Origin of the sequence: Gloeotrichia echinulata CP02, from assembly GCA_038087035.1 — a bacterium.
Lineage (GTDB): Bacteria > Cyanobacteriota > Cyanobacteriia > Cyanobacteriales > Nostocaceae > Gloeotrichia > Gloeotrichia echinulata.
On sequence record CP051187.1, the window covers coordinates 3,489,699 to 3,510,772 of the forward strand.

Here is a 21,074-nt window from a genome sequence, read left to right on the forward strand (position 1 = left end):
TGGTTAGGTGGCAACTACTTTGAGGGAGGAACTAATGTGGGGAAGCTGACCTCCTGGTTCAAGCTACGATCAACTGATTTAAGTGAACCTGACAAGGAGAAACCGCGATTGCCTTCTGGTAATTATCACGAAAGCGAGGAATCCGCAAATGACAACACACCACCAACAATGCTGGTGAAAAGCAAGCAGTTATTGGCCCAGATGCAAAACATATCATCTGGGATAATTGCCAAATTTTCCAGCAGCGATAAACCGTTTTATCGTCGCCTTTGGTTTTGGGCTGGCTTGAGTGTAGGTGGTGGGATGATCGCTGTCAACTACGGGATTGGGGAAATAGATCGCACTTTACCGAATAAAGCTGAGTTAAACGCCGTTGTCCGAGAGCAAACGCTAACGATCAAGGCTGCAGATGGTACTATATTACAACAGCAAGGAGAAATAGGCAGAGAACAGCTAAACCTAGAACAAATACCAGATACACTCAAGAAAGCTTTCGTAGCCTCCGAAGATAGGAGATTTCAGCAACACAATGGTGTAGATCCCCAGGGGATTGTCAGAGCGGTTTGGAATAATTTGCGATCGCAGGACGTAGTGGAAGGTGGTAGTACCATCACCCAACAGCTAGCCCGGATTCTTTTCCTCAAGCAAGAAAAGACATTTTGGCGTAAGCTCAAAGAAGTCCGTCTGGCTCAGAAAATGGAGCAAGAATTGACCAAAGACCAGATTCTTGAGCGCTATCTCAATTTGGTATATTTGGGTTCTGGGGCTTATGGTGTAGGTGATGCTGCCTGGGTATACTTCAGTAAAACGGTAGATCAACTCACCTTACCAGAAATGGCAACTATCGCCGGCTTGGCACCAGCACCCAGCGTCTACGCCCCAGACAAAAATCCCCAAGTAGCCACACAGCGCCGGAATATGGTCCTGCAAAGGATGCAAGAAGACGGATTAATTACAGTAGCCCAAAAGCAAGCAGCCATTCAGGAACCATTAACCATCAAAAGCCGTTTCCCCAAGCGACTGCAAGTAGAATCTCCCTATTTTACTACCTATATCCAAAAAGAATTGCCCAAGTACGTTTCCCCCGATATATTGGCAGGGGGAGGCTTAGTGGTGGAAACCACCCTCAACCCGACTTGGCAAAAAGCCGCAGAAGAGGCTGTAGCAAAAACGCTACGAAATCAAGGTAGCTGGGAAAACTTTAAGCAAGGGGCTTTAGTAGCCATTGACCCCCGCAATGGTGAAATACAAGCAATGGTTGGTGGTAAAGACTTTGGTAAGAACCAGTTTAATCGTGTTACCCAAGCCCAGCGTCAACCAGGATCGACATTTAAGGGCTTTGTCTATGCTACAGCGATCGCTACCGGCAAGAGTCCCAATGACAGTTACCTGGATGAACCTTTTGAGGTGGGTGGCTATGAACCAAAAAACTACAGTGAAAAGTTTTACGGCACAATGACTCTGCGAGATGCTCTCACCCGTTCTATAAATATTATTGCGGTGAAGTTGTTGATCGATGTCGGGTTTAATCCTACCATTAAACTAGCCCATCAAATGGGGATTAAATCGCAACTCAAGCCTAGTTATTCCTTAGCCCTTGGCTCGAATGAAGTGAATCTGCTGGAATTAACCAGCGCTTATGGCAGCTTTGCTACTATTGGATTGCACAGCGAAGTTCACGGGATTCGCCGCGTTCTCAACCGTCGGCGCGAGGTAGTCTGGTCAGCAGATTTCCAGCCCAAACGGGCCCTTGACGCTCAAAGTGCCGCAATTATGACCTGGATGCTACGCAATGTTGTGGAAGAGGGTACGGGTACTCCTGCTCAGTTAGATAACAGACCCGTAGCAGGTAAGACAGGTACATCCGATGAAGCCCGGGACTTGTGGTTTATTGGCTATATTCCCCAAGTCGTCGCTGGGGTTTGGCTCGGTAACGATGACAATCGCCCCACTAATGGTAGCAGTGGTAGCGCCGCCTATACCTGGCACGAATTTATGGAAAAAGCAGTCAAGGGAATGGCGGTAGAAAAGTTTCCCGAACGACCAAAGCTAAAAGGACGTAAAGGCACCATCAAGGCCGAACCCATCAAGGGGAAACGAATCGTCAAGAAGCCTATATCTTCTGATGATAACCAATCAGATGGGGACAACTCAAATAGATATAACTCAAATAGAGATAACTCAAATAGAGATAACTCTAACAATGATGAACGCCCATCGAGAAGACGCAGAAGTAGGAGAAGCTATTCTCAACAAGACCAGCAACAATCAGATGAGACTCCCAGACGCAGAAGGCGTTATTATCAGCAGCAAAACGATGACACACCAACACCTACAAGGCGACGCCGATATCGCAGCGAAGAATCTGGTTCCAGTGACTCTTCCTCTAATTCATATCGTCCACGACGGCGATCGCGACGAGTAGAATCCGATTCCCCTTCACCTTCAAGGTCTCAACGGTCTTCCTCCCCCGAAAGCAATAATTCCTCCGGTTCCGGTTCTTCCGATTCTTCACCGTCACAGCCTTCTTGGCGCGAAAGACTCAGACCGAGTGAATCTTCCTCACAATGAGGAGTGAGGAGTGAGTAATGAGTAATGAGTAATGAGTAATGAGTAATGAGTAAGGAGTAATGAGTGAGGAGTAATGAGTAATGAGTAATGAGTAATGAGTAATGAGTAATGAGTAATGAGTAATGAGTAATGAGTAATGAGTGAGGAGTGAGGAGTGAGGAGTTAGGAGTTAGGAGTTAGGAGTTAGGAGTTATACCGTTTCACTTTAAATATGATACAAATACGTTGGTAGGGGCACGGCATTGCCGTGCCCTTACGGGAAATCTATATGTATCAGAGTTTTGGTGAAATGGTATTAGGGGTCAAGGGTCAGCCAATTTTGGATTTTAGATTTGCGTGCTTCGCAGTGTAAAGCCTACGGCATAGCGTAGCGTAAAGCGACTTAGGAGCGTCTTTTGGATTGACCGCGACCACATTAGCGTAGCGGGACGAAGTACGGGTGCGGGGCTTAAACCAGTTAACAGTTAACAGTTAACTGTTAACTGTTAACTGAAGTTATCCCCCAATCTCCTCCTCTCCCGCTCCCTCTGTCTCCAGTCGGTCAAACTAGCGGGAGATGTATGAGTGGTGTATAGGTGATACGCTCGGTTTATACTTTGTTAAGAAGTGTTACCAACAACAGGACAATATACTCATGTATTTATTCATGCAAACAGCAGCACCAGAAGTTGCTGGTTCCCATTTTCCTTTAGCTTTCACCTTGGTGTATGTGGTTGGTTTTATTGCAGCTGTAACCATTGGTTCAATTGCTTGGTACAACTCTAAACGTCCACCTGGTTGGGAAAATAAAGACCGTCCTGATTTTGTCCCCAAGGTTGATAAAGAAGAAAGTCCGGGTAAAAGTTGAGGTTTGACGGTTGATAGTCAACCATGAACTATCAACCGTCATCATTCAACAGTCATCACTTAGCACGATGATTAGTTTTGAACTTCAACCCAACGACGGTAAAGTTTTTGAATTTGCTTGAGCAGCGTAGTATGGGCTGGTTGGTTTGACTCGTTTATCTTGGCTAACTCCTGTAATTTTGTCAGGAGTCTTGCTTCCTCCATCGCCACTTCACCATCGCTATAAATTAAACCACTGATGGCTTCAATCAGATTTTCGCAATCTTCAACGCTGGGGCGATCGCCTAGATATTCCTCCACCCAGTTATAGCACTGTTTTGGTTGCACAGGAACTAATTCGTACAACCAAGGCTTAATCTCTGGATCGGTAGCCAAACCTTTTGCTTGCGCTATTTCGCGCAGATACTGCCGTTCTTCCGGCTGAATTCTACCATCAATCCAAGCTGCTCCTATCAGGATTTTAACTAAATTTTTCACATTGGCGTTAGTAACCATGCTGCATCCTCTGGGAGATTCAAACCTCCATCAAATCCTACAGCCCGAAACAGTACTCACTCGGAATTATCGGTTTTTCTTAAGCGCACCATAAAAAAGCCATCCATATCCTGTTGATGAGGCCAGACTTGCAGCCAGCCCTGTGATGTGGTATAATCAGCAAAAGGTGAATCAACTTGCAAAGGTGCGATTTTCCAATCAGGGTTCTGTGCTAAAAAGGCAGTAATGACGCCTTCATTTTCCACAGGATGCAGGGTACAGGTGGCGTATACCAATACACCCCCATCTTTAACAAAAGTTGACGTGTGTGATAACAATTCTGTTTGCAGCCGCGAAAGTTCAAAGACAGTCTCTGGTGTCTGTCGCCAACGCGCATCTGCATGACGGTGCAAGGTGCCCAAACCGGAACATGGTGCATCAAGTAATACACGGTCTGCAGTATTTTTAAACTGGGAAAAATGGCGAGTATCCCCAGTGCAAATTTCAATTGATTGCAAATTCAACCGACGAGCATTTTCCTGTAGTTTACGCAGACGAGAAGCAGTGCGATCGCTAGCCCAAATCTTCCCCTCATCCCTCATTAATTCCGCAATATGAGTTGTTTTCCCCCCCGGTGCAGCACAGGCATCAATAATCACCTCACCAGGTTGGGGGTCAAGCAAATGACTCACCAACTGGGCGCTACTATCTTGTACAATCCACCAACCCTCGCTAAAACCTGGAAGTTCTTGAATCGGACCACTGTTACCAATAATTCGTAAAGCTTGGGGTAAATGGGGAACGCGCCTGACTAGCACATTAACCGATTGTAACGCCGCTTCAACAGCTTCAATGGAAGTGCGAAGGGGATTAATTCGCAAGTCAATGGTGGGAGATTGGTTCATCCACAGACATAATTTTTCCGTTTCCACCACACCCAATTGTTCTAACCAAACTTGTATAATCCAGTCAGGAAAACTGTGTAAAATCCCCAAACGTTCCACCGGATTGTCCGACAATTCTAAAGGATCATCTTCCCCCCGCTCTACCACAAGGCGGAGATATTGACGTAATAGACCATTAACAAAACCCGTCAGTCCCGAAAAGCCATTTTCTTTAGCCAATTGGACAGTAGTATTGACAGCCGCTGAAGCAGGTATACGTTCTTGATAGCGCAGTTGGTACAAGCCCAGATGGAGGATAGCGCGGAGGTCTGGAGGTTGTTGATGGGCTTTCTTTTTAGCCAATTGGTCAATCAGAGCATCCAGAGTGCGCTGCCTGCGGACACTGCCATATACTAATTCTGTCACCAAACGGCGATCATGATTAGGCAAATTTGCCCGTTGCAGCACACGGTCTAGGGCAAAATCAGCATAAGCCCCCTTGTGAACATCTCCCAGGGCGTGAAAAGCTAATTGACGGGGGTTCGTCATGAAGTTACGTCAGCGTCTGTTTCTAGCGCAGTATATTTGCAGAAAACGTTAATCCCGATTTTTAATATATATAACACGACAATAGTGGAAATTGTAGCGTCACCGGTTCTCTAAATATTTCGCCAGCGACAGGAATACCCCACGCATAAATGCGGGTGGATCATGTTAGCACTCCAATGGGGCACAATGTTAATCTCAACAAAGCGGTCGGCCAAGAGATGCAACGTCCAGGGAACACCACCGGAAGGTAGCGTTCCACAGGCGAGAGCAATCAGCCGTGCCTCATCTTCGCTATCAAAAAACCAGGATCTAAACGCCAAAATCTATGGTGTCGGGTAATTCTTTTTCAACAGACGTTAAGTGCCGACATTGCCAAGCGTAAATGCTCATAAACACTATCAAGCATCCTATGATCATCAATAAAAGGCGTATTCCCTGTCCAGATCCAACACCGATTACTTGTCCGACAGTTGGGGCTAGTAAACCATTGTCTGCCATCAATGGTTCAAAAATCTGATCGGCTAAAAAACCTGCAACCCCAAAGGCTACAGGGATAGTAGCATCCGAAAGTGTGCGACTAAAGGCAAACACCCGGCCTTGAACCTCGATCGCCACCTTTTTTCTAAGGATCAGTTGACTACAGCCATTAGTCGTCGCCAAACCACAAAACGAGACAAATATAGCAATAGTCAAAGTCACAACGGTAGGATGGAACCCTACCATAAGAACTGATAGCCCATTGATCACTTGAGAACCCAAAACACCATAAACCAGCCTTATCCGAATATTCCAATGACTAACCAACAAACTGCCAGCTAATATTCCCATGCTGCCAATGGACAAAATCTTACCCAAAGTTGCTGGAGAAGTAAATGACAGGGCCATAGGAGTAGCTAGAATTTCCACCACCCCTAGCAAAAAGTTAGCAGCGGACATAAAGAAGACTAGTGCCAATAACCCCACACGCTTGCGAATATAATTCCAGCCATAGGCTGCTTCTTTCAGCACTGAACTTTTGGTCAATGGAGATACTGCTTTAACCTGCGGGAATCGCACCAACACCAAGGTCACAAAAGCGAACAAAAAAGTGATGCTGTCAACTAGAATGACACCCTGCAGATGGATAGTATCTAGTAATACTCCTCCCAACAGGGGAGCCACTAGACGACTGGACTCTCCCATCTGCATCATGCCAGTCCCCCAACTCAAGTATTTTTTTGGTAGCAGTAAAGTAGCTGCTGCCGTATATGCTGGCCAATGACAGGAGCTAAAGATAGAGTTGATGGCAACGGCTACGTATATATGCCAAACTGCCAAATGTTCGTTAAGAACAAGATAGGCAATCACCAACATGGTTAACCCCGATCCTGTATCACAAACAAGCATCACCCATCGTCGGTTCCAACGATCCACAAGGACACCAGCGAGGGGGAAAAGTAGAACACTCGGCAGCTGGGCAAACATAGAGATAAGCGCAAATTGAGTGATAGAGCCAGTCTGTTGGTAAACCCAAATACCGAGAACAAAGCTGGTTAGGCCTGAGCCGAGCAATGAGAGCAATTGCCCCAACCAGACGACAATAAAAACACCCATGCTTTGGGCAGTGCGCTGCTCCATATTTGATACTTTTTTCGTGAATTTAAAACTAATGAAACACAGAAATTGCCAAGCGATCAAACAGCCAATCGGGGAGAAGCCAACGGGCTACAGCAATTAATTTGGCATTCCAGCCAAGTAAATACCGAATTTTTGGTTTTTTGCTAAACAAGGCGTGGGCAACCATGTTCACAGCCTGTTCAACGGGTGTTCCCGTCGCGTAATATCGTTGAGTGTCTAGAGCTGTTTTCTCTACTGCTTCTGACCAAGAGGGGTAGTAAAGATCTAGCTGTTCTTTTGTGACTAAACTAGGCAACTTCTCAAAGGTTGCTTGGGACTTCTCCCATAAGGGGGTGACCACAACTGCTGGTTCAATCAGTGCTACTTTAATGTTCCAAGGAGACAGCTCCAATCGCAGGGCATCAGACAATGCTTCAATCGCATATTTAGTTGCACAGCCACTGCCCACAATTGGAAATACACATCGACCATTGATCGAACTAATATTCACAATTCGTCCCTGTGATCGCCTCAGGAGGGGCAAGCAAGCCTTAATCATGGATAGATAGCCAAAATAACCAACGTCCATTTCGTGACGCACCCACTCCAATGGCAAAAGCTCAAAAGGCCCCATATATTCGTGAGCGGAATTATTTAATAAACCGCTCAGTAATACATCCCGTTGACATAGCGCCGCACTGATCTGAGCTACTGCTGTTTCAATCGTAGCTAAATCGGTAACATCGAGCAGCACCGGAGTAATATTGTCTCCGGCTTCTTGTTGTAATGCTGCTCCTTTGTCGAGATCCCTGACTCCTGCAAATACCCAAAACCCAAGATTCGCAAATGTTTTGGCACAGGCGGCTCCGATACCACTGGAGGCAGCAGTAATAAAAATGGCGGACTTGACTCCAGATGCTGGAAAATGCATAAATCTATATCCTAAAAACCCAAGTTGCTAGTTATTAATTTTGGTGAATTTTATAGTCTGTAGGGTGCGTCAGACAGGTTAATTTTCAACGAAGATAACTAATTTTCGGTTTCTGACGCACCCTACCTCATATAACTAGCAACTTACGTTAAAAGTAGGATTGCAAACCGCCACTGCGACGAATATCTAAGGTGGCACAGTGAAACGACCCCGCAAAGGGATAGTAGTTCTCAAATGAGCACTTAATTGGTATAAAGCCCCAATCTTTGAGTGCTTGAATCATCGGCTCCTGAGATTTTTCCACAATCACCCGTTCGTGATCTAGCATCAACATATTCATATTTGCCCAGCCGCTAATGACACCTAATTTGTTTGTGGATGTATACATGGGGTACGGAGCTACTAATATGTCCCAACTATTGAGAATCTTGGGTAGGGCTGAGATGTCCAAAAATTCTGGATTGACCAGAACTTTGCCTGGAGCTAGGGGCATAAAGGTCGTGTCAATATGCATAGCTTGGGGACAGCGAGACTCCAACAGATGAATGCGGTATTCTTCTCCCAGATGACGTTGCAACCATTCAATCCCCAAGCTATTTGTGACATGACTCTTTTGAGCAAACAAATCCCGACCACACCGCACAAAGTCTGCTGCATCAAAGGTTGGCTCAAATTCGGTGGTTACAAACCGCATGGGTTCGCCATCTTTAGCCACTTCGTAATTTGGGTCAAACTGATCATCTAGTAACTGGGGCTTAGGAGCCGCCACCCATTGCGCTCCCTGCTTAAAATACTCTTTGAGTAGCGATCTATAAGGCCAGGTTTCAAAATAGCGTCCTCGATCAGCCATTGGTGCTTCGATGATTTGATTGCCAACAACGATAAAAACGTCGCGGGGGTTTGCTGCACAAAACCCATTATCGATCTGCCAAGCTGGGGTGGAATAGGGAGCGGCAAAGTCCATAGGATCAGGTCTTCGGACTATCACACCCTCTGCCTCCAGGATATGTACGAATTCCTTTAGGCATTTTTTTGCAGCAGTCACAAACTCTGCAGGGTAGGCTACACCCCCTTCCCCAACAATCTCTTCAAATGTTTCCCACGCACCTGGGGGAACAGTCCATTGATTAATAGTGTTCCAAGATGGAAACATGGCATCGTCAACAATGCCAACAATCACCTCTTCCAATGTGTCCCATTCGTTGTAAGAATTAACGACGCATGTGCTAGAAGTTATGGTGGTTTTATCGATTGATTGTGTCATGATAGGGTTCCTATTAAATTAGCTAGTTTTTTGTGGTGATTAATTCAAGATTGAGGCTGTTGAGAGTTCAGTGTGAATATCTCTTAAGGCAACCAGTACTTGATCTATTTCAATATCGGTATTGGCCGCAGTAATCGAAAACCGCAAGATGCTGCGATTGTAGGGAACAGCCGGAAAAATACCCGGGGTAATCAGTATTCCATGCTTCCATAGTATTTTACAGGCAGTGATGGCCGATTCAACTGATCCCACCACGACACTAACGATGGGGAAGTAGCCTTGGTTATCGACTTCAAACCCGATTTCTCTCGCTGAGATCACTAGCTTTTGCGTCAGGCGATAGATATGTTGTCGTAACATTTGTCCTTCTTGTAGATTGACCTCCAGTCCCGCGATCGCACTGGCCAAGCTGGCCACTGGCGAAGGACCAGAAAATATCGCTGTCCAAGCAGTTGACAATATTCTCTTCATTTCGGCATCAGTACAGGTGACAAAAGCACCAAAGGAAGAAAACGCTTTCGAGAGTCCTGCACAGTAGACAATGCGATCCTCCGCGTATCGCAATCCAAAATGATTGACAATACCGTTGCCAAACTGACCATAGGGCATTTCTGGGGTGGGATTTTCACCGACCAGGCCAAAACCATGAGCATCATCGACATAAATTGTCGCATCGTATTGCTTGGCTAACTTTACGTAGGATGGTAAGTCGGGATAATTAGCTGACATTGAATAAACGCCGTCGATCGCAATTAGCTTGACTGGTGCATCGGCATAACGCTTTAATTTGTTAGCCAAATCATCTAAATCATTGTGCTTGTAATTGATGACCTTTGCGCCATCTTGTTGAGCCAGACGACAGGCTTCAGAAACAGAGCGGTGAGCTGCATTGTCAATGAAAATTACACCCTCTTTTCCTGCCAACATCGGAATCACTCCCATATGCAGTAGGGTCAAGGCCGGAAATACCAGAACATCTGGTGCTTTGATCAAATCGGATAATGCCTTCTCCAATATGCGATAGAGGTCGGGAGAAGCTACGGCTCTCGTCCAACTCGGATGAGTTCCCCATTTACTAATGGCCGGAGCAATAGCTTTCTGTACTTGCGGATGCAAATCTAATCCCAAATAGTTACAAGAAGCAAAGTCGCAAATCCAGCGTTCATCGATGAAAACCCGACGGTTTTGTTGTTTTGTAACTCGTTTCAGAATCTGGGGAATTTCCTCAAAGGCTTGAGAAGGCAGAAGGCAGGAAGAAGGCAGAAGGCAGGAAGGAGCCAGAAAATTCCGCCCAGACAATGATTCAGACTCCTCCTCAATAGAAGCGACTGAAGAAAGTTCAGTGGGGGCTTGAACATTGGCTGGAAAATTATTTAAAACTAAATCTGACCTCACCAAATCAGATGGCTCTTGGCGAATCAATTTACTCAGATGCTGGCTGAAGTCAGTAACCTCTGGGTATTCCCAAAATACATGAGGTTCTAGTTTAAGAGGATAATTCAACTTAGCTTCCAAGGCTACTACTAACTCTGCTGCGGAAACTGAGTCCAAGCCGTATTCTGCAAATGTTTTATTTGTAACAATCATTGTGGGAGGCAGCTTTAGCTCGACGATTAACCATCGCTCAATCCAGTACTGAATTGAATGGGCATCACCCACAGCAATGAGATTATCCAGAGATTGTGACGTTTCCTGAGATACTGCTGGCATCTTGAGGTAAGAGTCAGCAATGACCAACAATTTTTTCTCTAAAAACTGATGGCGACAAGCATGACGCTGAATCTTGCCGCTAGAAGTTTTGGGAATACTAGCAGTTTTCAGCAAAATGACCGCATATACAGACAGTTCATGCTGATTGGTCACCTCAGTACGAATGGCTGCAATAACTTCTGAGTGATTGTTATTATGGCGATCCACTTCTGCCACAATCACCAATTGCTCTGTTTCATCGATTTCAATTGAAAAGGCTGCACTACAATTGGGGCGAACCGCATGATGACTATTTTCTACTGTTAACTCAATATCCTGAGGATAGTAGTTACGTCCCCGAATGATGATTAAGTCTTTAAATCTTCCGGTAAAGAATAACTCACCGTCATGCAAGAAACCCAGATCACCAGTGCGAAGGAAAGGTCCTGCGGCTCGATCTTCCAAATAAGTATGAAAAGTCTCTTCTGTCTCTATAGGTCGTTGCCAATAGCCTTGGGTAACACTTGAGCCAGACACCCAAATCTCACCCACTTGATTGGGTTCGCAAGGTGTGAGGGTCTCCGGATGAACAATTACTACCTGTAAGTCGGGAACTGGTTGACCGTTGCCGACGAATACTTGCGCTGCGGAGCTTTCCTCTGGTTTGACCTGACCCACAGAGAGGGCAGATTTATTAAATGACCGCACTACAGGAGCCGCAGATTTATTACTGCCAGACACAATCAGCGTGGTTTCAGCCATGCCATAGGAAGGATTAAAAGACTCCAATCGAAAACCACACTGTGCAAAGGCAGTAGCAAATTTTGTCAATGTATGAAGGCGGACTGGTTCTGCACCATTGAAGGCGATCGACCAACTGCTGAGATCTAGTTGTGATTTTTGAGCCTCACTTACTTTTTGAACACAGAGATCGTACGCGAAATTAGGTCCACCACTTGTTGTTGCCCCATATTTGGAAATAGCCTTTAGCCAGCGCACTGGACTCTGTAAAAAAGCTACTGGCGGCATAAAAACACAGGGAATACCCAAGTAAATGGGTTGTAGGACATTACAGACCAGTCCCATGTCATGAAACAGTGGTAGCCAGCCTGCATAAACTGTTTGAGAGCTATGCTCCCAAGCTTTCTCAAGCAATTTTTCGTTGTGGAGAATGTTACTATGACTGACCATCACACCTTTGGGCCGACTAGTTGAACCCGATGTGTACTGCAAAAAGGCTAAAGTCTCACTGGTAATTTCTGTGATGAGGGAAGTTTCTGTCCATTGGTGAGTATCGGTGGCCGCCCAGGGTATCACCTCTAGCTCTGGGGGATAAGCAAATTTCCGGTTACGTTCGGCCAATATTTGGCTATCGGTGAGGACAATGCTGGCCTTAGCATCCGTGGAAATGGCTTGGAGCCTGGGCAAGTGCCGTTTAGATTGGGGGGTATAAGTGGGTACTGCAATCACGCCAGCATACAAGCACCCCAAAAAGGCCGTGATGAATTCCAGTCCTGACGGGTAAAGCAGTAAAGCCCTATCGCCAGGTTGTATTCCATGCACTTGCAAGCAGCCAGCAATGCATCGAGCGCGGCTAACAAGTTCTGCATAGGTTATTTGTGCTGACTCTGTTTCACCATCTTCGAGAAAGGTGAAAGCTACTTGCTGGGGTTGCGATAACGCCCAATTTTGCAGTACCTCCAAGATAGTACCGGTTTGACTTTTGCAATCTGCTAACGAATTTGTAAGCATAACTTTCAGTAAATCGAAAACTTGTGTAATTCAACGAAATAATCAGGGTTTCAGGCTAAGTTTTGAGCCTAACTTAAAGCGAACATACGAATTGCGAATTGCGAATTGCTTTAATCCTAGGGTGTTGATTTTGATGGAATTTCCACATTTTTAGTTCACGGAACTTTTGTGTCCATATGAGCGCGAAGTTTATGATGAACTACCCACAGTTGGCTTCGCCTGAACTGTGGGTTTCTACGTCCCTCAGTTCGTTTCTAGCAAAGCTTTCTGTAGATTTTTGACGCTTCTTTGCCCCTAGTTGCTTCATGCTTCCCGCTTTTTTACGAGTACATGAAGTAGAGCTAGATGGCTCTGCGCCTACGAAGCCAGTTCCTGACTCCGGTAGAGTGCCTTTAGCCCAGTAAAGCATTACCTCGGCAGCGGCGATATCTCGGTCTTGACGATATCCACAAACACTACACTCGTGAACTCTAACATCGAGTGTTTTCTTGTGCTGATGACCGCATTTGGGGCAGGTTTGACTAGGCCTTACCTTCAGGGTTGGAACTTCAACAAATACACCACCAATTTGCTCAACTTTGTACTTGATGGCACTGCGTAGCATTCCAAAACCTACGTCAAGTATTGACTTATTCAAACCTGCTTTTTGCTTTTTACGCTTACCTTTCTTAGCCGAACTTGTCATGTTCTTTACTTCTAGTTTCTCAGTTGCAATGAAGCTATTACCGCTGACAATTTCTGCTGCAACTTGATGTACCCAATTTTGACGCTGGTTAGCAACTTTACGAGTTAGTTTACTAACTTTATTTTGGGCTTTTTTCCATCTTCTAGAAGCCTTAATCTTCTTTTTTCTATTTGGTGCGCGTTTACGCCTCTTCTCCTTAGACGCTTTTTTGATTTGATGTTCTGCATTTCTCAAAAACTTGGGAGCTTCAATCTGTTGATGATTTAGACCATCAGTAATTGACAATGCTGAAATACAACCTAAGTCTATACCAATAGCACCTGTTGGTAAATTTTCTGGTTTGAGAACTTGGTCTAAAACATCAACGGTAATAGATGCGTACCATTTGTTATTTCTAAAAACAATGGTGCAAGTAGTAGGTGTTCCCCAATACTTAGCCTGACCTCGCATTTGAATGCGTCCAATCTTAGACAGATTCAAGTAACCGTTTTCGCCGTTAGATTCCACAGAATACCCAGTTTTAGCTGGATATGTCCAGCCAGAATAATGGCGAATTGACTTGTATTTAGGGCGTTTACCCAATCCTGCAAACCAGCGTTGGAAAGCAAAATCAACACGTTTCAAAGTTGCTTGTAGAGCTTGAGAATTGATTTCTTTATACTCTGTTCAAACTTCTTTGAACTCTGGCAAACAATTCTGTTGTTCAAAATAATCAACCTTGTGGTTGAACTTTTGATATTGAGTGAATCTGTTATAAATAGCAGCATTATACAAGTCTTTATGGAGCTTTCGGTGATACCGCAAAGACTGCTCTATCTGCTTATTTGGGTATAACCTGAAAGTCATCCGTCTTGTAGCCACTGATTTATTTGCCTCCTTTTTACATTTATTCTATTATATTAGAGTTGACCTATAGGTTTGTCAAGTGGTTCCCAGAAAAAGCTCTCATTCTGTTTTCTCTATTCACCTACATTTTGTGTTTGTAACCAAGTACAGACGCAAAACAATAACCGCTTCAATGTTGGAACGGTTGCAAAAAATATTTGCAAATGTCTGTATAAAAACCAAGTGCAGACTAATCGAGTTTTCAGGCGAAGTGGATCATGTTCATTTGCTAGTTGATTTCCACCCAGATAACAACTTATCCGTTCTTGTAGGTAGTCTAAAATCAGCATCAAGAAGAATTATTCAGAAAGAATTCTCAGAACATCTATCTAATTTTTATCGTCAACCTGTTTTTTGGTCTAGTTCATATTATGTCTCTTCTACTGGCGGCGCACCAATTGAAAAAATTAAGCAATATATACAATCTCAAGAATCCCCAAATGAATGAATGGCTACTCCTCATACATCCATTCCCTTATCAACCTTGCGGTCGATTTTGGTCATAGATGCAATCGTCGCAGCCCGCTATTCATCCCCACCTTGCGAGTACGCTGAAGGTGGGGACTTTCGCGCTTCGTTAAATAAGCTTTTGGCGAAATAAACATCACACATAACACACATATTTTGCATGAATTTTAAGCCCCTAAAAAGGCACATAGTCAACACCCTAGTTGAATTCTCCCGTTTACTTATCAGACTAAATCCAAATAATTATGCAAGCACAAGCTCAAATAATTTTTGGGAGTCTTGGGCAGAATCATAGATCCTGCCCACCCTCCTCAAAAACCGACTCTAGACCAGCACTACATCGGAACTCTTAAAGGTTCCTGTGATAGCTGCCACTAGATCATCCGCAGCCGTGAGAGTTCCTACGGACGCATTATCTCGGTAGACAAAGAAATTGCCTGTAATGCCCGCAACCGGACTTGATGAACTGGTGAAATAATTAATACCACTCTTGAGAACCAACTTATCAACCCCAGATTGGAAATCGGTAATGCTAGCGTAGTCATTCACCCCAAAAGCTACTGCGCTGGTGTTTTGATAGTAGAGCTTAGTTGAATCAGCTAAAACAAAGCGATCATTACCGCCATTTCCGGTTAAAGTATCGATTTCATTGGCTCCTGCTGTTGAACTCGAGGAATTGACCCCAGTTAATAAATCGTTACCAGCCCCGCCCAGTAGGATATCCTTGCCCGCACCACCAACGAGGGAATCAGCACCCTCACCTCCATTGAGCGAGTCATTGCCGAAACCACCGTCAATGGTATCATTGCCTTCTGCGCCATTGATGGTGTCATTACCGCTATTGCCGAACAGTTTGTTATTTTGGCTATCTCCAGTAATTCTGTCGTTTTGATTAGTGCCAATGACATCATCAAAGTTGCGAACATTGAAGGCTAAGAAGGGAATGGGCGAACTGCTTGAGTTAAAAACTTGTAAGTTGGAGTTCACATCTGCTAAATCAACTACAACAAAAATAGGCGATAGAGAGGTAGAAACATCAATCGCGTTATTCTTAGCAGATGCGTTAGCAATCACAGTTTCGACTTTGAACAGTTGATCCGTTCCGCTAGTGCCTTTAGATACAGTCCCAGTCGTCAAAAGAGTGATACTTTGGGCTGCAGAACTACTGTTGGACAGATTGCTGTAATCGGCAACATCTGTTCCTGCCCCACCATCAAAACTATCATTGCCCAGGCTACCAATGAAGGTGTCGTTTCCGACATCTCCTCGCGTGGTGTCATTACCTGCACCTCCGTTAAGGGTGTCATTACCTGCACCTCCGTCGAGAAAGTCATTGCCTGCTAAACCAGACAAGCTATCATTCCCAGCTTCACCATATATATAGTCATTGACATTGCCCCCAGTCAGAGAATCTTTGCCTGCTTGTCCTTGTATAATCCAGCTATCTGACAGAAAAGGAGAATTGACGGTAAAAGAGTCGTTACCAGGGGTTCCCGTAAAGACTTGAAGGGACGGGAGCGAAAAAACATCTTGAAGGACGGCAATTAAGTCGCCATTAAACGATAGTGTTATTCCCTGGGAAATACTGCCGCCGTTAGATATCCCCAATACGAGATCACTAAAACTGACTTTTGAAGGTAGCTGTAACGTATCTTGGCTGGGGTTAAAGTCAGTAATCAAGGCGTAGTCAGCATTACCGCCACCAACATAGTAAAGTTCAGGATTACGATTCTGGGTGCCGACTATAGATCGGTTGATACCGGGTATGGAGCCGTCGCCACCGAGGTAGAATTTATCATTACCACTACCTCCGGTTAGAGTATCAATTTCAAAGGGAGCATCGGGATTGTCTGAAGTTCCCCCAAATCCGTTGAATGTGAGGAAAGGATCTACCCCAATCAGTACATCATCCCCACTGCCACCTGTTAAGGAGTCACTACCTGCTTCACCAATGAGAATGTCGGCATCGTCTCCACCGTCGATAGTATCATTGCCCAGAGCTCCAAAGAGAACATCTTTGCCAGCGCCCCCTTCGAGGAGGTCGTTTCCTCCTTCCCCTTCGATATAGTCATTACCGTTCTGACCAAAAACTTGGTCATCGCCAGTTCCCGCAAAAAAGCGATCGTCTCCGGCTCCACCGACGAGAGTGTCATTGTCAGCTTCACCAAAGAAAATGTCGTTTCCTGCTCCACCTGTGATACTGTCATTGCCAGACTGGCCATTGAGGACATCATTGCCATTACCGCCATCGATGGTGTCATTGCCAGCATCGCCATTGAGGACATCATTACCATTACCGCCACTGATACTATCGTTTCCGTCCTCACCAAAGACTAAATCAGCACCATCGCCACCGTCGATAGTATCATTTCCCCCGACGCCAGGGATTTGGGCATCACCATAGATGAAGTCAGCACCATCTTGCCCAAAGAGTTGATCGTTTCCATCCCCCCCGACCAGGACGTCAGCGCCAGCACCACCAGAAAGTGTGTCGTCTCCAGGGAGACTGAATATGTTGTCATCACCGTCGAGTCCTTGTATGACATCGTTGCCTAGACTCCCAACGAGAATATCATCCCCAGGGGTTCCCAGAGTCTGGCTACTAAGTAGTTGGGATAATTCAAATGTTCCGCCAGAGCCGATATCGGCCCCACCAAACACTACATAACTTTGTCCAGACTTACTGCCATTGGGGGAGGCATAGGCTGCGCCAATAAGTAAATCATCAAAACCATCACCGTTGATATCCCCCGCAGTACTGACTGCGACACCCGCTATATCAACGGGTAGAATGCCATTGATTTTAAAGCCGTTACTGCCGTTGAGGGTCGAAAGATCCAAGTCAGCACTAAATCCCTTGCGGCTGCCAAACACCACATAACTTTGTCCGGATCTAAAGCCGTTGGGAGAGGCATAGGGGGCACCAATCAGCAGATCATCAAGTCCATCACCGTTGATATCCCCGGCACTACTGACGGCAGCCCCTGAGACATCGAATTCCGCAATACCATTGATCTTAAAGCCGTTACTGCCGTTGAGGGTCGAAAGGTCAAGGTTCGCAGCAAATCCATTGCGGCTGCCAAACACTACATAACTCTGCCCGGCATAACTGATGCCGTTAGGAGAGGCAAAATATGACCCAATCAGCAGGTCATCAAGGCCATCACCATTGATATCTCCAGCACTACTGACCGCATAGCCCGACCGATCATCGGGAGAAACACCATTAATCTTAAAGCCGTTGCTACCGTTGAGGGTCGAGAGTTCAATGTTGGAACTAAAGCCACCGCGTTTGCCAAAAATTACGTAACTCTTCCCCGACGAGCTATTATTGGGGTTGAATGGCGCAGGTCCGATAGGTCCGGTCGAGGCTCCAACGATGAGGTCGTCAATACCATCCCCGTTGATATCTCCAGCGTCGCTGACAGAGACTCCCGAATTGTCACCCTCCGCTTCCCCGTTGATAATAAAGCCATTGCTGCCATCGAGAGTAGCTAGATCGAAGTCACTATCAAAACCGTCTTTTCTGCCGAAAATCACGTAACTTTGTCCCGATGCTGTGCCATTAGGACTGGCGCTGCGGGCTCCGATAATTACATCATCAATACCATCCCCGTTAATGTCCCCAGCCCGGCTGACGGAAGTGCCGGAGCGATCGCCGGGGGCTATGCCATTGATTTTAAAGCCATTGCTACCGTTGAGGGTGGAGAGGTCGAGAATAGGGGAAAACCCGCTCGCACGACCGAAAATCAAGTAACTCTGCCCGGATAAAGTTCCGGTCGGGTCGGCTAGGTTAGCCCCGATAATTATATCATCTATACCATCCCCGTTGATATCTCCGGCACCGCTCACGGAATAACCTGACTGGTCACCGGCGGCAATGCCATTAATTTGAAAGCCGTTGCTACCGTTGAGAGTGGAGAGGTCGAGACTAGCGGGAAAACCCGGAGAACTGCCGAATACCACGTAGTTTTGCCCCGAAGCACTACCGTTGGAGCCAGCACCGGGTGACGAAATCAGTATATCGTCTAAACCATCACCGTTAATATCTCCAGCGTTGCTGACAGAGAAGCCGGAGAGATCTCCAGCTGCGAGGCCATTAATAATAAAACCTTTTAAAGATGAATTAGCCATTGTTGTTAACTGTCCTTGTTGTTTTGTTTGTATTGAGCCAGATGGTACTGGTTCGGTAGCATGGGATAAATCCTGGAAATGCAGTCAGGACAAGAGTTACATGAAATGACACTGAACATGCTCGAAATCCTTTCCTATCAGGCGTTTCAATCCATTCATCCCATGCAACCGAACCAGCACCAGCTAGGTGAAAGTGGATATATTTATTCCACCGTCACTACTCGCCTGATTTCATCAGTGCGTAAGCCGATCGCCATAGGTCTGCGAATCCCTGGCAAAGTCACCACATCGTACAATTCCAGAATTACCCCATCGATGCGAAGAGAATGGACAATGTCCCCGCTCCGTAGATCAATCACCAATAACCCACATCGAGGTTCGGCGTTTTTATCCTGTAATTTTTCATCCAAGACCAAACCACTGAAGGTCTTGTTATGCCTGGGTTGGGAAATGCCAACAATCGCAAAATTGCCATGAATGGCAAAGCCTCGCAGGTAGCCTGGACAGAAGGCAACGGCCTCAAATTGCCCCCTTTCTAGGTCGGCATAGCCAAACTCGCCGGTGCCAGAATTGAGCAGCCAAAGCTTATCTTGATACCAACGGGGCGAGTGCGGCATCGACAAACCACTCACCAAGATTTCATTGGTTTCTATATCAATCACACAGCCCCCAGATGATCGATGCTCCCGCCAACTTTCTGCCACATCCGACTGACTAACAGAAGTGACATATTTGGGTTGTCCATCCCGCAGCGCTAAACCATTCAGGTGGCAGCGGTCTTCTGCCGCTAGCTTGCTAATGAAGGGAGGCTTCCAAAGAGGCAAGAAACTATGGGTTTCGCTAATCGCTGCCAGACAACTAAATAGGGTATTAACAAAAATCGGTTTTTGGGCTGGTAGGCTGGAGGCTGGTGAGTGGGGAATTTGGTAGGGAGAATCACTGATAACAATATCGTGAATATCTAAGTCTCCGGTAACATATGACAGTTGTGGTAGATAAATAGCGTCGTAGCCATTATGCGATTGGCCAGCCTCCAAGATATTTTTAAATCGCCACAACTGATATAAAGAACTCATGTACAGTCTGTTGTCATGGGAATATAGCCCCATGCACCGATTGAAAGTACGTTCAAATACTGACAATTTGCCATCCGGTTGTAAACCGATGAATAATAATTTCCCTGCTTGATAAGTCGTAAAAGCTAAACTCATATTCTGCTCATACAACCAAGACGTGAACTGACGCGAAGCATCAATTTTCAGAGTGGGCTTTTCCTGAGTGGTGGATTCTATACTCATTAGATTTTACGATAAACTCTTAGATTTATTCCCGTTTTTTTGCTAACTTTGGCTCGGACTTATGGTTAGTATTTTGATATTTTATCCGGAAAATAATTTAGCATCAAAATATCTGCAAAGCCTCATGATGCACAATTTCACTTGAGATTTCTTCGGTTAAACTTGCTGACATTGCTAACCCGAAAATCTCCTCTAGCTTTTGCCAAACTTTAGCGACACTTTCCGCTACGCTCTCCTGGTCTGTTCTGCACTCTACTGTAGGATTAATAGGTGGCTCGTAGGGATCATCAATGCCAGTAAAGTTAGAGATTTCACCACTCCGGGCACGCTTATACAATCCCTTTTCGTCCCGTTGTTCGCAAACCTCTAGAGGAGCATTTACATACACTTCAATGAAGTTTCCTATTTGTTGCCGCACCTCTTGTCTGATTTCACGATATGGTGATATAGCAGAAACAAGGACAATAATTCCATTGCGAGTTAATATCTGAGCTACAAAACCAATACGTCGAATATTCTCAGTTCGATGCTCTCGACTAAAGCCAAGTTCTTTAGATAGCCTCTGGCGTAATATATCGCCATCTAAAACTTCGACCTTATATCCCAGATTTATTAACTTTTTCTCCATTGCTCGACAAATGGTGGTTTTACCTGAACCACTTAAACCTGTAAACCAAATTGTTATTCCTTGTTCTTGCATCTTTATTGAAACTTATGGATAGTTTTGGAAAAACATCAGTTAAATCTGTACAAACAATTTAACCCAGATTTAAATCTTAACCCTGTTTTATATTTGTTTGCTTATATTGCCTTCTGTAGACGTTATGATGATATTTTTTCAATTAAAAATTCAAAATTATTTTGAATTAATTAATTAATTCTGTAAAGAGCCACTGAATTTAATTCAGTAGTCTACAATCAGTGCTGCAAGCAAGCACCGATTGTCTTTAATTTTGAATTATGAATTAATCGAACGGGTTGAAGATTCTAGATTTGTTCCATATACAAAGAGTCCGGCTTCTACCTAACATATTTCATTATCTAAAAT

General features: G+C 45.1%; 12 protein-coding genes and 1 pseudogene. 3 read left to right on the forward strand and 10 right to left on the reverse strand.

The window, feature by feature from the left end:
* The first annotated feature begins 36 nt into the window (after positions 1–36).
* Both HEQ19_15335 and HEQ19_15340 read left to right on the forward strand, forming a co-directional pair.
* Positions 37–2,571, forward strand: a complete 2,535-nt coding sequence (locus HEQ19_15335; GenBank protein WYM00682.1) for a penicillin-binding protein 1A — start codon at positions 37–39, stop codon at positions 2,569–2,571.
* A 634-nt stretch (positions 2,572–3,205) separates the two neighbouring features.
* Positions 3,206–3,418, forward strand: coding sequence for a hypothetical protein (locus tag HEQ19_15340; protein ID WYM00683.1), 213 nt, complete (start codon positions 3,206–3,208; stop codon positions 3,416–3,418).
* Between the two features lie 71 nt (positions 3,419–3,489).
* On the opposite strand, the gene HEQ19_15345 is transcribed toward HEQ19_15340, so the two are convergent.
* The 7 genes and pseudogenes from HEQ19_15345 to HEQ19_15375 all read right to left on the reverse strand — a co-directional run bounded on the left by HEQ19_15345 (position 3,490) and on the right by HEQ19_15375 (position 14,087).
* Positions 3,490–3,912 carry a TerB family tellurite resistance protein gene (locus HEQ19_15345; protein ID WYM00684.1) on the reverse strand — a complete coding sequence of 141 codons (423 nt, stop codon included), beginning with the start codon at positions 3,910–3,912 and terminating at the stop codon, positions 3,490–3,492.
* Positions 3,913–3,968: 56 nt separating this feature from the next.
* The gene (locus HEQ19_15350) at positions 3,969–5,324 is read right to left on the reverse strand and encodes a 16S rRNA (cytosine(967)-C(5))-methyltransferase (protein ID WYM00685.1); all 1,356 of its coding nucleotides are present in this window, start codon (positions 5,322–5,324) and stop codon (positions 3,969–3,971) included.
* A gap of 309 nt (positions 5,325–5,633) precedes the next feature.
* The gene (locus tag HEQ19_15355) at positions 5,634–6,941 is read right to left on the reverse strand and encodes an MFS transporter (GenBank protein ID WYM00686.1); all 1,308 of its coding nucleotides are present in this window, start codon (positions 6,939–6,941) and stop codon (positions 5,634–5,636) included.
* A 28-nt stretch (positions 6,942–6,969) separates the two neighbouring features.
* The gene (locus tag HEQ19_15360; GenBank protein ID WYM00687.1) at positions 6,970–7,851 is read right to left on the reverse strand and encodes an SDR family NAD(P)-dependent oxidoreductase; all 882 of its coding nucleotides are present in this window, start codon (positions 7,849–7,851) and stop codon (positions 6,970–6,972) included.
* A 148-nt stretch (positions 7,852–7,999) separates the two neighbouring features.
* Entirely contained in the window at positions 8,000–9,115 is a 1,116-nt protein-coding gene (locus tag HEQ19_15365; protein ID WYM00688.1) for an amidinotransferase, read from the reverse strand.
* Between the two features lie 39 nt (positions 9,116–9,154).
* The gene (locus tag HEQ19_15370) at positions 9,155–12,556 is read right to left on the reverse strand and encodes an aminotransferase class I/II-fold pyridoxal phosphate-dependent enzyme (protein WYM00689.1); all 3,402 of its coding nucleotides are present in this window, start codon (positions 12,554–12,556) and stop codon (positions 9,155–9,157) included.
* A 199-nt stretch (positions 12,557–12,755) separates the two neighbouring features.
* Positions 12,756–14,087: pseudogene (locus tag HEQ19_15375) on the reverse strand (transposase).
* Between the two features lie 79 nt (positions 14,088–14,166).
* Here HEQ19_15375 and tnpA point away from each other — a divergent pair.
* Positions 14,167–14,574, forward strand: a complete 408-nt coding sequence (gene tnpA, locus HEQ19_15380; protein WYM00690.1) for an IS200/IS605 family transposase — start codon at positions 14,167–14,169, stop codon at positions 14,572–14,574.
* A gap of 344 nt (positions 14,575–14,918) precedes the next feature.
* Here tnpA and HEQ19_15385 read toward each other — a convergent pair whose 3' ends face one another.
* From HEQ19_15385 to cysC, 3 genes are all read right to left on the reverse strand, one after another.
* A complete protein-coding gene (locus tag HEQ19_15385) occupies positions 14,919–18,728 on the reverse strand; it encodes a hypothetical protein (protein WYM00691.1) in 3,810 nt (1,269 codons plus the stop codon).
* A gap of 203 nt (positions 18,729–18,931) precedes the next feature.
* Complete coding sequence (locus HEQ19_15390; GenBank protein ID WYM00692.1) at positions 18,932–20,026, reverse strand: TIGR03032 family protein; 1,095 nt, start codon at positions 20,024–20,026, stop codon at positions 18,932–18,934.
* 103 nt (positions 20,027–20,129) lie between these two features.
* Complete coding sequence (cysC, locus tag HEQ19_15395; protein WYM00693.1) at positions 20,130–20,726, reverse strand: adenylyl-sulfate kinase; 597 nt, start codon at positions 20,724–20,726, stop codon at positions 20,130–20,132.
* Positions 20,727–21,074: the final 348 nt, after the last annotated feature.